The organism is Streptomyces sp. NPDC051684 (assembly GCF_044453445.1).
Classification (GTDB): Bacteria; Actinomycetota; Actinomycetes; order Streptomycetales; family Streptomycetaceae; genus Streptomyces.
The window spans coordinates 119,991-131,451 of record NZ_JBITCS010000025.1; the positions used below are offsets into that span (position 1 = coordinate 119,991).

Here is an 11,461-nt window from a genome sequence, read left to right on the forward strand (position 1 = left end):
CTGTGGGGACTGCGGCCTTCGTGGGGCAGGCCCGAGCATCAAGGTGTCGACACCGTCCTCGCCCAAGTACCGTGGCGGCTACGGGTCGAGAGCGCCGAACCGGTGCTCCCGTCGAAGTCTGAGAAAGGTGAACGCCCTGCCCGCTCCCGCTTCCCCCACTGGTGGCCCCATGGCCTTCTTCATGCTGTCCTCGACGCGGCCGCTCGCTCTGCTGTCGGCCACCGACCTCGCCAAGGAACACGAACGGCTGCATACGGAGGTGGCCCAGCTCAAGCAGGCCGTGACCTCGCACGCCCTGGTGGACCAGGCCATCGGCGTGGTCGTCGTGCTCGGCAGGATCCCGCCCGAGGACGCGTGGCGCGTGCTGCGCGACGTGTCGCAGCGCGCCAACGTCAAGCTGAATCTGGTGGCCGAGCACCTCCTGGACTTCGCCCAGGGAGGTCTCCTGCCGGACGACGAGCGGGAGGAGTTGCAGCGGGCCATGGTGCGCTACGCCTCGCTGCGGCCGCCGTCGTCGTCTCCGTCCCAGTCCCCGTCGCCGGAGCAGGCCGGCGAGTGAAGGCCGGCGTGCGAAGGCGGTGACCGCGGCCGGTCAGCTCAACTGCCGCCGCATGAGGGTCAGATCGAGCCACCGGCCGAACTTGGTGCCCACCTCGCGCACCGTGCCGGCGTGCTCGAATCCGTGCCGTTCGTGCAGGCGGATCGAGGCCGCGTTGCCCGACTCGATTCCGGCGATCATGACGTGCAGGCCGTCGGCGGTGGCGGAGTCGACGAGCGCGGTCAGCAGGGCGGACCCGATGCCGGCCCCCTGGTGGCCCCCGGTGACGTACACCGAGTTCTCCACGGTGTGCCGGAAGCCCGAGTACGCCTTCCAGGGCCCGTAGACACCGAACCCCACGACCTCGCCGCCGATCTCGGCCACCTGGGCCGAACCGCGCTCCAGATGCCCGCCCAGCCAGGCGGCGCCCTCCTCGCGGGACTGCGGAGTGTCCGTCCACAGCGCGGTGCCGTGCTCGATGGCGTGGTTGCGGATGGCGAGGACGGCGTCCAGGTCGTCCTCGTGGGCCGGGCGGACCTTCACCGCCGGGGCCGGCGTCTCGTATCGTAGAACCATGTCCAATATCGTAGACCCCCTGGTGGAGCGCATCGGTGCCCGGATCCGCGCGGAGCGGGACCGGCGTCATTGGACCCTGGCGGAGCTGGCCGAGGAGTCCGGGGTGTCGCGGGCGATGATCCACCGGATCGAGCGCGGCGAGAGCAGCCCGAGCGCCGTGATCCTCGGCAAGCTGTCGGCGGCGTTCCGGCTGAGCGTGGCGACGCTGCTCGACCCGGAGCCGGACCCCGCGTCGGTCGAGGAACGGGTGCGGCGCGCGCAGGCGGCGCCGCGCTGGCAGGACCCGGAGACGGGATACGCGCGGCGGCAGGTGTCGGGACCGGGCTTCCCCGCGGAGGTGGCCGAGATCCGGCTGCCGGCCGGGGCCGAGGTCCCCTACCCGGCCGCGGCGTTCGCGTTCCACCGCCAGATCATCTGGGTGCTCGAAGGACATCTGACCTTCCACGAGGGCGACGCGGTGCACGAACTCGACCCGGGCGACACGGTCGAACTGGGCCCGCCCACGGCCTGCGTCTTCGCCAACTCCACGGAACGGGACTGCCGTTACGCCGTGGTGCTCGTACGCGGCGAGGCCCCGTGAGGCTGCCGCGCGGGGGCGTCGTGGTGCTGTCCTGCACCGCCGGAGTGGCGCTCTCCAACAACTACGCGATCCAGCCGGCGCTCGGCGACGTGGCCCGCGACACCGGTTCGTCGGCCGCCGCCGTCGGCCTGGTCACGACCGCCGCGCTCGCCGGATGCATCGCCGGATTCGCCTTCCTCCTGCCGCTCGCGGACCGCGCGGCGCCCCGGCGCCTCGTCGCGGGCCAGCTCACGCTGCTCACGGCCGGGCTGCTGCTCGCCTCCCGCGCCCCCGGCCTCGGCCTGCTGCTCCTCGCGTACGTGATGGTGGGCGCGGGCGCGAGCGTCAGCGCGATGGCCTCCACCATCGCGGGGCGCGGGGTGCCGGGGGAGCGGCGCGGGGCGGCCGTCGCGGGCGTCGCGGCGGGCATGTCGGCCGGAATCCTGCTCAGCCGGCTCGTCGGCGGGGCGCTGGCCGACGCGCTCGGCTGGCGGGGAATGCTGCTTGCGTTCGCGGGGCTCGTGGTGGTGTGCGGGGCGGCGGCGTGGACGCGGCTGCCGGGGGAGCGGCCCGAGGGCGGCGCCGACGGCGGATACCTCGGCACGCTCGCCGCGCTGCCCGGCCTGCTGCGCCGACACCGCGCGCTGCGGCTCGCGGTGTTCAGCGGCAGCCTCTGGTACCTGGCCTTCAGCCTCGTCTGGGTCGCGCTCACGGTGCGGCTTGCGCAGCCGCCGTACGGCCTCGACGCGGCGGCCATCGGCCTGTACAGCCTGGCCGGGGCGCTCGGGTTCGCGGCGTTGCCCGTGGCCGGGCGCCTTGGGGACCGCTACTCGCCGCGCGCGGTGATCGCCGGGAGCATGGCGGTGGCGGCCGCCGGTGCGGCGCTGCTGTGCACGGGGCTCGCCCGGCCCGTGGTGACGGCCGCGGGCCTCGCGCTGGTCGACGCGGGCTGCTTCACGGCACAGGCCGCCAACCAGACCCGCGTCATGTCCATCGACCCCCGCCACAGCGGCAGCCTCAGCGGCGTCTACCTGCTCCTGTACTTCCTGTCGGGCGCCCTCGGCGCGGGGGTGGCGGCGCCGCTTGTGTCGTGGGGCGGCTGGACGGCGGCGAGCGGCGCAGTGTGCGCGGCGCTGGTCGCGGCGGGGGTGACGGTGGGCACAATCAACCCTCGCCGGCGATTGAGGCGCGGGGTCCGGGGCGGAGCCCCGTGCGGTGGGGCGCAGGCCGAACGGTGACCCGAACCGCCCACCCGGTCACGCGTCGCGCCGCGCCCGCTTCTCCGCCTGCTCCGCGTGCAGCTTCTTCACCCGGACGTTCTCCTTGCGGACATCCGCCTGCGTGGCCCGCTCCGCCTGCAGCCACTCCGGGTTCTCGGCCTTGATGGCCTCGATCTGCTCCGTGGTCAGCGCCTCCGTGACGCCGCCGCGGGCCAGGCCCGAGATGGAGACGCCCAGCTTCTGCGCCACCACGGGGCGCGGGTGCGGACCGTTCGCGCGCAGGTCGACGAGCCACTGCGGCGGCTCCGCCTGCAGCGCGGTCAGCTCGGCGCGCGAGACGACGCCCTCCTGGAACTCGGCGGGCGTGGCCTCGAGGTACACACCCAGCTTCTTCGCCGCGGTTGCGGGCTTCATGGTCTGGGTGCTCTGGTGCGAACTCATGAGGTCAAGGGTATCGAGCGTGACGGGGCCCGCCGACCACGGCGGGTAGCCTTGCCCCCGTGACCGGCACGCAAGAAACCCCCGAACAGACCCCAGGCCCCGGCTTCCGGCTGGCCTACGTTCCCGGGGCCACCCCCGCCAAGTGGGTGCGGATCTGGCGCGAGCGACTGCCCGGCGTGCCGCTCGACCTCGTGCAGGTGACCGCGGCCGAGGTGGCCGACGTGCTGCGCCGCGGGGACGCCGACGCGGGCCTGGTGCGGCCGCCCGTCGACGGCGAGTACTTCAGCGCGATCCCGCTCTACACCGAGAAGACCGTGGTCGTGGTCCCCAAGGACCACGTCGTGACCGCCGCGGACGAGGTCAGCCTCGCCGACCTCGCCGACGAGATCGTGCAGCATCCGCTCGACGACGTGCTCGGCTGGGAGCGGCCGCCCGGGCAGCCCGCCTTCGAGCGCCCGGCCACCACGGCCGACGCCATCGAGCTGGTCGCGGCGGGCGTGGGCCTGCTCGTCGTCCCGATGTCGCTGGCCCGGCTGCACCACCGCAAGGACCTCACGTACCGCACGGTCACCGATGCTCCGGAGTCGAGCGTGGCGCTCGCCTGGCCCCAGGAGCGGACCACGGATCAGGTCGAGGACTTCATCGGCATCGTGCGCGGGCGGACGGTGAACAGTTCGCGGGGGCGTGCGCAGGCTGAGCCCGAGAAGAAGGCGTCCGAGAAGAAGAAGCAGCCGGCGGGGAAGAAGTTCGTGAAGCCGGGGCGCATCCGGCAGGACGGGCGGCCGCAGTCGAAGCGGAGTGCCAATAAGCCGGGTAAGCGGAAGCGGTCCTGAGTCACCGGGACTGGTGCGGTCGACCGTCCGCCGGTCGCGGGGCTCCGCCTCGGGCCCCGCTGCTCAATCGCCGCAAGGGCTTGAAATGCTCGATCCGCCGCAAGGGCTTTAAGTGCTCGGGCCTGAACGATTGGGTGCGCCCGAGCGCAAGCCCGCCATCACCAGGTCCAGCAGGCGGCCCGCCCGGTCCTGCCAGTCGCCCCGTGGGTCGATCAGCCACAGGCCGGCGATGGCCAGCATGAAGTCGTCCGGGGTGACGCCGGGGCGGATCGTGCCCGCCTTCTCGTTCGCGTCCAGGAGACGGGACACCGCCTCGGTCAGCGGGCCGTGCGCGAGCTGCTTCATCGTGCCGCGCGCGCTCGTCGCCTCGCGGAGCGCGTCCGCGAGGCCCGCCTTGGCCATCGCGTACTGCGCGAGGCGGTCCATCCACTCCCGCAGGGCCACCTCCGGCGGCCGTCCGCACAGCAACTCGCAGGCCGCGTCGGCGACCTGCTCCACCTCGTAGCGGTACACCTCGAGGACGAGCGCCTCACGGCTGGGGAAATTGCGGTAGAACGTGCCCTGCCCGACGCCCGCCTTCTTCGCGATCGTGCTCAACGGCGTGTCCGCGGAGCGCGTCAACTCGGCCAGGGCCACCTCGAGGATGCGGTCGCGATTGCGCTGTGCGTCCGAGCGCAGCGCGGCCGACTTCTTCGAGTGCCCCACGCGAGTTCTCCTCTTTCTGCCGTGGCGGGGAATAGTCCTTGCTGGGCGGACAGTTGTCCACTACGTTCGTGTCCCGTAGAACGGACAGCTGTCCGGTTAGGGTCAACACCCTAGTGGGTACCGGCCCCGGCCGCACCCACGTCCGGTCCGCCACCCACTTTGAGTACAGCGCCGATTCTCCACGCATCAGACACGCGAAAGAAGGCTGCACCCATGCCCCCAGCTGACAGCGGCGGCACGACCGTGTCCGCTACGTCCAGCGTCGTCACCTTGAACATCAACGGGGAGAAGCACACTCTGCCCGTCGACCACCGCACCACGCTGCTCGACGCCCTGCGCGAGCGGCTCGACATGACCGGCACGAAGAAGGGCTGCGACCAGGGGCAGTGCGGCGCCTGCACGGTGCTGGTCGACGGGCGCAGGACCGTCGCCTGTCTGCAGCTCGCGGTCGCCGCCGAGGACCGGGAGATCACCACCATCGAGGGCGTCGCGGGCCCGGACGGTGAACTGCACCCGGTCCAGGAGGCGTTCGTCGAGCTCGACGGGTACCAGTGCGGCTACTGCACGCCCGGCCAGATCTGTTCGGCCATCGCCGTCATCGAGGAGCACGCCGCGGGCTGGCCGTCCGCGGCCACCGGCGACGTGCGGCCCGGGGCCGCCCCGCAGCCGCTGACCCCGGAGGAGATCAGGGAACGGATGAGCGGAAACCTGTGCCGCTGCGGCGCGTACGTGTCGATCGTCCAGGCGGTCGCCCACGCGGCCGCGCACGCCGCCGACGACGCGAAGGAGACCGTGGCGTGAGGGAGTTCGGATACGAGCGGGCCTCCGACGTGGCGGGCGCGGTGGCGGTGCTGGGTGCCGACCCCGAGGCGCGCTTCCTCGGCGGTGGCACCAACCTCGTCGACCTGATGAAGATCGGCGTGGAGCGCCCCGCGCGCCTCGTCGACGTACGGGAACTGCCGCTCGACAGCGTCGAGGTGACCGACGAGGGCGGGCTGCGCATCGGAGCCACCGTCACCAACAGTGATCTCGCCGCCCATCCCGAAGTGCGGTTCCGTTACCCGGCGTTGGCTCAGGCCGTGCTCGCCGGGGCCTCCGGGCAGCTGCGCAACATGGCCACCGTCGGCGGGAATCTGCTGCAGCGCACCCGCTGCGGCTACTTCACCGACGTCAGCAAGCCGTGCAACAAGCGGGAGCCCGGCAGCGGTTGCCCGGCCGTCGAGGGCGAGCACCGCAATCACGCCATCCTCGGCGCGAGCGAGCACTGCGTCGCAGTGCACCCGTCCGACATGGGTGTCGCGCTCGCCGCGTTCGACGCCGTCGTCGAGTATGAAACCGCGGAAGGCAAGGGCGAGTTGGCGCTCGCCGATTTCTACCGGCCCGTCGGTGACACCCCGCACCTGGAGACCGGTCTACCGGCCGGTGCGCTCATCACCGCGGTCACCCTGCCGCCCGCGCCCGTGGCCGCGAACTCGACGTACCGCAAGGTCCGCGAGCGCGCCTCGTACGCCTTCGCCGTCGGCTCGGTGGCCGCCGCCGTCGACGTACAGGACGGCGTCGTACGGGACGCGCGGATCGCGCTCGGCGCGGTCGCCTCGCGGCCGTGGCGGGCCCGTGCCGCCGAGGCGGCGCTGATCGGGCAGCCCGCCGAGGGTGCGACGTTCGCGGCGGCGGCCGACGCCGAGCTCGCCGCGGCGAAGCCGCTGCCCGACAGCACGTACAAGGTGCCCCTGATGCGCAATCTGATCGTTGCGCTGCTCACCGAACTCGCCTCGGAGGCCACCCGATGACGACCACCACCACAGCGGCCGGCACGACGCGATCGGACTCGGTGGGTGTCGGGCGCAGCCGGATCGAGGGGCGAGAGAAGGTCACGGGGGCCGCCCGGTACGCGGGCGAGTTCCCGTTCACCGACCTCGCGCACGGCTGGCTCGTGCTGTCCACCGTGGCGCGCGGCCGGGTCCGTTCGGTCGGCGAGGAGGCCGTGCGCGCCATGCCCGGCGTGCTGGCCGTCATGCACCACGGCAACGCGCCCCGGATCAACACCGATTACCTCACCCTGATGGGTCCGCCCGACGGCATCCTGCACGTCTTCCAGCACGACCAGGTGCTGCACGCGGGATGGCCCGTCGCGCTCGTCGTCGCCGAGACGTCCGAGCAGGCGCGGGAGGCAGCCGAGGCGCTCGTCGTCGAGTACGACACCGAGCCGCACGACATCGCCTTCGAGGCCGACCGCCCCGGCACCTACACCCCCGAGGGCTCGGAGGCCGTCAAGGGCGACCTGGAGGCCGAACTCGCCGCGTCCGCCGCCGTCGTGGACGAGCGGTACACCACGCCCGAGACGCACCACACGGCCATGGAGCCGCACGCGGTGACCGTGCGCTGGGACGAGGGGCGCCTGGAGGTGTTCGACGCCAACCAGGGCAGCAAGGCGGTTGCCGACCAGCTCGCGGCGACCTTCTCGCTCGACCCGTCCGCCGTGCGCGTCCGCTCGGAACACGTCGGCGGCGCCTTCGGCGGCAAGCTCGTGGCCTCGCACCACATCGCCGCCGTGATGGCCGCCACCGAGCTCCGGCGCCCCGTCCGCCTGGCCATGACGCGACGTCAGGTCTTCGCGCTCACCACCTACCGCAGCCCCACCACGCAGCGGGTACGCCTCGGCGCCGACACCGACGGACGGCTTCGCGCGTTCGGGCACGACGCGCAGTCGCTGACCTCGAACATCCGCGAGTTCGTCGAGGCGAGCGCCGGGTACGGCCGCGTGATGTACGCGTCCGACGCGCACCTCTCCGTGAACCGTGTGGTGCCCGTGGACCTGCCGACCCCGGGGTTCGTGCGGGCGCCCGGCGAGGCCCCCGGCTCGTACGCCGTGGAGTCGGCGCTCGACGAGCTCGCCGAGAAGCTCGGCATGGACCCGATCGAGCTGCGCGTGCGCAACGAGCCGGAGGTGGGGCCGGTCTCCGGGCTGCCGTTCAGCAGCCGCAATCTGCTCGGCTGCTACGAGGAGGGGGCGCGCCGCTTCGGCTGGGCGGGCCGCGACCCGCGGCCGCGCGTGCGCCGCGAGGGCCGCTGGCTGCTCGGCACGGGCGTTGCGGCTTGCTCCTTCCCGTCCGGTGTCGCTCCGTCGACGGCGTCCGTCACCGCCGAGCACGACGGTACGTTCACCGTCCGGATCACGGCGGCGGACGTCGGTACGGGAGCTCGCACCGCGCTGACCCAGATCGCCGCCGACGAACTCGGCGTCGACCAGGGCCTGGTCCGGGTGCGGATCGCCGACAGCGACTTCGGGCAGGCGTGGCTCTCGGGCGGCTCGATGGGCACCCGCTCCTGGGGCTGGGCCGTGATGGCCGCGAGCCGGGAGCTGCGCGAGCGCGTGACCCCGACCGCCGCCATCCCGGCAGACGGTCTCACCGTGCGCACCGACACGACCGAACTGGTCGGCGCCCTCGCGCAGAAGGAGCGCTACTCCTACGGCGCGCAGTTCGCCGAGGTCGCCGTGGACGTGGCGAGCGGCGAGGTCCGCGTGCGGCGCCTGCTCGGCGTCTTCTCCGCGGGCCGCATCATCAACCCGCTGACCGCGCGCAGCCAGTTGGTGGGCGGCATGACGTGGGGCATCTCCATGGCGCTGCACGAGGAGGCCGTGCGGGACGCGGCGGACGGCGGGCACGTCGGCGCCGACTTCGCGGGTTACCACGTCGCCGCCAACGCGGACGTGCCGGTCGTCGAGGCGCACTGGGTCGACGACACCGACCCGGACGACCCCGTCGGCATCAAGGGCGTCGGCGAGATCGGCATCGTCGGCACGGCCGCCGCGATCGGCAACGCCGTGTGGCACGCGACCGGGGTGCGCCACCGCGACCTGCCGCTGCGGCCCGACCGGGTCCTGCTCGCCGAGGCGCAGCGCGACCATGCTTGATCTCGCGACCGAACTGAGCGAATGGGCCGCGCAGGGACGGGAGTTCGCTGTCGCCACCGTCGTCTCGGTGAGCGGCAGCGCGCCCCGGCCGCCCGGCGCGGCCCTCGCCGTCGACGCGGCGGGCGAGGTCATCGGCTCGGTGTCCGGTGGCTGCGTGGAAGGCGCCGTCTACGAACTGTGCGTCCAGGCCCTCGCGGACGGCACGCCCGCCCGCGAGCGGTTCGGGTACAGCGACGACGACGCCTTCGCCGTGGGTCTGACCTGCGGCGGCGAGGTCGAGGTGCACGTCGAACCGGTGCGGCTCGACGCGCCGTCCCGGCAGGCCGTGGTCGCGGCACTCGCCGTCGCGGCGCGCGGCGAGGCGGTCGCGCTCGCCCGGATCCTCGACGGACCGGGTGAACTCGCCGCCACCGGCGGCCTGTTGATGATCCGCCCCGACGGCTCGACCGAGGGGCACCTCACGGCAGGCGACGACTCGGGGCTCGCGGCGCAGGCCCGCGCCTACCTCGACCTCGGCCGTACCGGGCTGTGCGAGGTGCCGGAGAGCAAGGCTCGCTGCGACGGCGACGTCACCCTGTTCGTCGAGTCGAGCGTGCCGCCCGCGCGGATGATCGTGTTCGGCGCGGTGGACTTCGCGGGCGCGCTGGTCAAGGTCGGCAAGCTGCTCGGCTTCCACGTCACCCTCTGCGACGCGCGCGGCGTCTTCGCGACGCCGACCCGCTTCCCGGAGGCGGACGAGGTGGTCGTGGAGTGGCCCGACCGCTACCTCCGTTCGACGGCGACGGACGAGCGCACCGTCCTGTGCGTCCTCACGCACGACGCCAAGTTCGACGTGCCGCTCCTGGAGGTGGCGCTGCGGCTGCCCGTCTCCTACGTCGGCGCGATGGGCTCGCGGCGCACGCACGACGACCGGATGGAGAAGTTGCGCGAAGTCGGGCTCGGAGGTGCCGAGTTGGCGCGCCTGCACTCGCCGATAGGGCTCGACATCGGCGGGCGCACGCCGGAGGAGACCGCCGTGTCGATCGGGGCGGAGATCGTCGCGGCGCGGCGCGGCGGGAGCGGGCTGCCGCTGCGCGGCGGCGAGGGCGCGATCCACGGCTGACGTCCCGGGGCGGACTCCCGCGCGATGCCTCCGTGCGCTCTGCGCCTACGGAGGCATCGTGCGGGTGTCCCGCGGCTCCACGTACGGCTCCTCTCCCTCGGGAAGTCCGCCGCTGATGGCGCGCTGCCGGGCCAGCTCCGCGTCGAATTCGAGGCCGAGCAGGAGCGCCAGGTTCGACAGCCACAGCCAGACCAGGAAGATGATGACGCCGGCCAGGGTGCCGTACGTCTTGTTGTACGAGCCGAACCCGGCCACGTACAGCGCGAATCCGCCCGAGGCGGCCAGCCACAGCAGGACGGCGAGGAAGCTGCCGGGGCTCAGCCAGCGGAAGCCGGGGCCGTGCACGTTGGGGGCGCGCCAGAAGAGCAGCGCCACCATCAGGGCCATCAGGACGAGCAGCACCGGCCACTTCGCGATGTTCCACGTCGTGAGCGCCGCGTCGCCCGCCCCGAGCGCGTCGCCCGCGCGCTTGGCCAGCGGGCCGGTGAACACGACGATGGTCGCGCTCGCCGCGAGCAGCACCATCAGCGCGACGGTCAGCGCGAGCCGCAGCGGCGCCAGCTTCCATATCGGGCGGCCCTCCTCCGTGTCGTAGACGGCGTTCGCGGTCCGGATGAACGCGGCGATGTAACTGGAGGCCGTCCACACGGCGGCCAGCAGGCTCACCGCCGCGACCACCCCGCTCGCCCCGCCCCTGTCCTGCAACTGCTGGACGGCGTCGTTGAGCAGGTCGCGCACCGGGCCGGGCGTGAGGTGGCGCAGATTGTCCAGGACGCCCTCCGTGGCCCGCTCGCCGATCACACCGAGCAGGGACACCAGGACGAGCAGCCCGGGGAAGATCGAGAGGACGCCGTAGTACGTCAGCGCGGCCGCCCGGTCGGTCAGGTCGTCGTCGAACGCCTCCTTGCCGGTACGCCGCAGCACGGCCCACCAGGAGCGGGCCGGGAGGTCCGTGGGGTCCTTCGGCTCCTCGCGCCCGCGAGGTTCCTCGTGCGTCATGGCGCTCCCTCGGCTCGTGCGTTCATGTCCCGCTCCGGCGGGGGAAGCGCGGCCCTGGCGCGGACCCGCTCCAGTGCGGCCTCCGGACGGGACGCGCTCTCGGTCGTGGCCGGCGAGTTCCCTTGAAAGGACTGCTCAAAGCATCGGGTCCCGGTGCGCGGCCGAATCCGTTCCCCACCCCCCCCACGAACCGGCAGGAACAGTCGGCATGAACAGCCCCGACACCCGGTGCCCGACTCCCATGGACCACACTTCCGCCCCCGTTCTCGAAGCCGTGGAGGCCTACCACTCGCACGGCAGGCTCGCCTTCACACCCCCCGGTCACAAACAGGCGCGCGGCGCCGACGAGCAGGCCAGACGTGTGCTCGGCGACGCCTTCCACGCAGGCGTACGAGGAGGCCTTCGAGCGCCACCCGGACGCGCGCGGAGCGCTGATCACCAGCCCGACCCCGTACGGGACGTGCGCCGACCTGGCGCGCCTAGGGCTTGTCGTTTGGATCAGGCCGGGCTCGCGGGGCCTGGCACGCACGCTCGCGGCGTTGTCGTCGGTCGACGACGCTCCGCGTCGCCTC

The 11,461-nt window shown here is 73.1% G+C and carries 12 protein-coding genes and 1 pseudogene; 9 read left to right on the forward strand and 4 right to left on the reverse strand.

Annotation, left to right across the window (positions count from 1 at the left end):
- The first annotated feature begins 169 nt into the window (after positions 1-169).
- Positions 170-559 (forward strand): ANTAR domain-containing protein, encoded by a 390-nt coding sequence (locus ACIA8D_RS28040; RefSeq protein WP_399236536.1) that lies wholly within the window; start codon positions 170-172, stop codon positions 557-559.
- A 33-nt stretch (positions 560-592) separates the two neighbouring features.
- On the opposite strand, the gene ACIA8D_RS28045 is transcribed toward ACIA8D_RS28040, so the two are convergent.
- Entirely contained in the window at positions 593-1,114 is a 522-nt protein-coding gene (locus tag ACIA8D_RS28045; protein WP_399236538.1) for a GNAT family N-acetyltransferase, read from the reverse strand.
- Between ACIA8D_RS28045 and ACIA8D_RS28050 the strand changes: the two genes are divergently transcribed.
- Together ACIA8D_RS28050 and ACIA8D_RS28055 are read left to right on the forward strand one after the other, a co-directional pair.
- Positions 1,113-1,694: a helix-turn-helix domain-containing protein gene (locus tag ACIA8D_RS28050; RefSeq protein WP_399236539.1), complete on the forward strand. Its 582-nt coding sequence runs from the start codon at positions 1,113-1,115 to the stop codon at positions 1,692-1,694. The genes ACIA8D_RS28045 and ACIA8D_RS28050 overlap by 2 nt on opposite strands.
- Entirely contained in the window at positions 1,691-2,911 is a 1,221-nt protein-coding gene (locus tag ACIA8D_RS28055) for an MFS transporter (RefSeq protein ID WP_399236541.1), read from the forward strand. The genes ACIA8D_RS28050 and ACIA8D_RS28055 overlap by 4 nt, the downstream gene beginning before the upstream one ends.
- Before the next feature lie 18 nt (positions 2,912-2,929).
- Here the strand turns inward: ACIA8D_RS28055 and ACIA8D_RS28060 are convergent, their stop codons facing one another.
- A complete protein-coding gene (locus tag ACIA8D_RS28060) occupies positions 2,930-3,334 on the reverse strand; it encodes a DUF5997 family protein (RefSeq protein WP_399236543.1) in 405 nt (134 codons plus the stop codon).
- 59 nt (positions 3,335-3,393) lie between these two features.
- Here ACIA8D_RS28060 and ACIA8D_RS28065 point away from each other — a divergent pair, with 59 nt between their 5' ends.
- The gene (locus ACIA8D_RS28065; RefSeq protein WP_399236545.1) at positions 3,394-4,167 is read left to right on the forward strand and encodes a LysR substrate-binding domain-containing protein; all 774 of its coding nucleotides are present in this window, start codon (positions 3,394-3,396) and stop codon (positions 4,165-4,167) included.
- Positions 4,168-4,275: 108 nt separating this feature from the next.
- Here the strand turns inward: ACIA8D_RS28065 and ACIA8D_RS28070 are convergent, their stop codons facing one another.
- The gene (locus ACIA8D_RS28070; RefSeq protein WP_399236547.1) at positions 4,276-4,872 is read right to left on the reverse strand and encodes a TetR/AcrR family transcriptional regulator; all 597 of its coding nucleotides are present in this window, start codon (positions 4,870-4,872) and stop codon (positions 4,276-4,278) included.
- 213 nt (positions 4,873-5,085) lie between these two features.
- Between ACIA8D_RS28070 and ACIA8D_RS28075 the strand changes: the two genes are divergently transcribed.
- The 4 genes from ACIA8D_RS28075 to ACIA8D_RS28090 are packed head-to-tail and all read left to right on the forward strand — an operon-like array spanning position 5,086 to position 9,890.
- Complete coding sequence (locus ACIA8D_RS28075) at positions 5,086-5,673, forward strand: 2Fe-2S iron-sulfur cluster-binding protein (protein ID WP_399236549.1); 588 nt, start codon at positions 5,086-5,088, stop codon at positions 5,671-5,673.
- Positions 5,670-6,662: an FAD binding domain-containing protein gene (locus ACIA8D_RS28080; RefSeq protein WP_399236551.1), complete on the forward strand. Its 993-nt coding sequence runs from the start codon at positions 5,670-5,672 to the stop codon at positions 6,660-6,662. Before ACIA8D_RS28075 ends, ACIA8D_RS28080 begins: the two co-directional genes overlap by 4 nt.
- Positions 6,659-8,788: a xanthine dehydrogenase family protein molybdopterin-binding subunit gene (locus ACIA8D_RS28085; protein ID WP_399236553.1), complete on the forward strand. Its 2,130-nt coding sequence runs from the start codon at positions 6,659-6,661 to the stop codon at positions 8,786-8,788. The genes ACIA8D_RS28080 and ACIA8D_RS28085 overlap by 4 nt, the downstream gene beginning before the upstream one ends.
- The gene (locus tag ACIA8D_RS28090; RefSeq protein ID WP_399236555.1) at positions 8,781-9,890 is read left to right on the forward strand and encodes an XdhC family protein; all 1,110 of its coding nucleotides are present in this window, start codon (positions 8,781-8,783) and stop codon (positions 9,888-9,890) included. Before ACIA8D_RS28085 ends, ACIA8D_RS28090 begins: the two co-directional genes overlap by 8 nt.
- A 45-nt stretch (positions 9,891-9,935) precedes the next feature.
- Here the strand turns inward: ACIA8D_RS28090 and ACIA8D_RS28095 are convergent, their stop codons facing one another.
- Complete coding sequence (locus ACIA8D_RS28095; protein WP_399236557.1) at positions 9,936-10,889, reverse strand: YihY/virulence factor BrkB family protein; 954 nt, start codon at positions 10,887-10,889, stop codon at positions 9,936-9,938.
- 241 nt (positions 10,890-11,130) lie between these two features.
- Here ACIA8D_RS28095 and ACIA8D_RS28100 point away from each other — a divergent pair.
- Positions 11,131-11,380 (forward strand): annotated as a pseudogene (locus ACIA8D_RS28100) (hypothetical protein); the annotation flags it as partial.
- Positions 11,381-11,461: the final 81 nt, after the last annotated feature.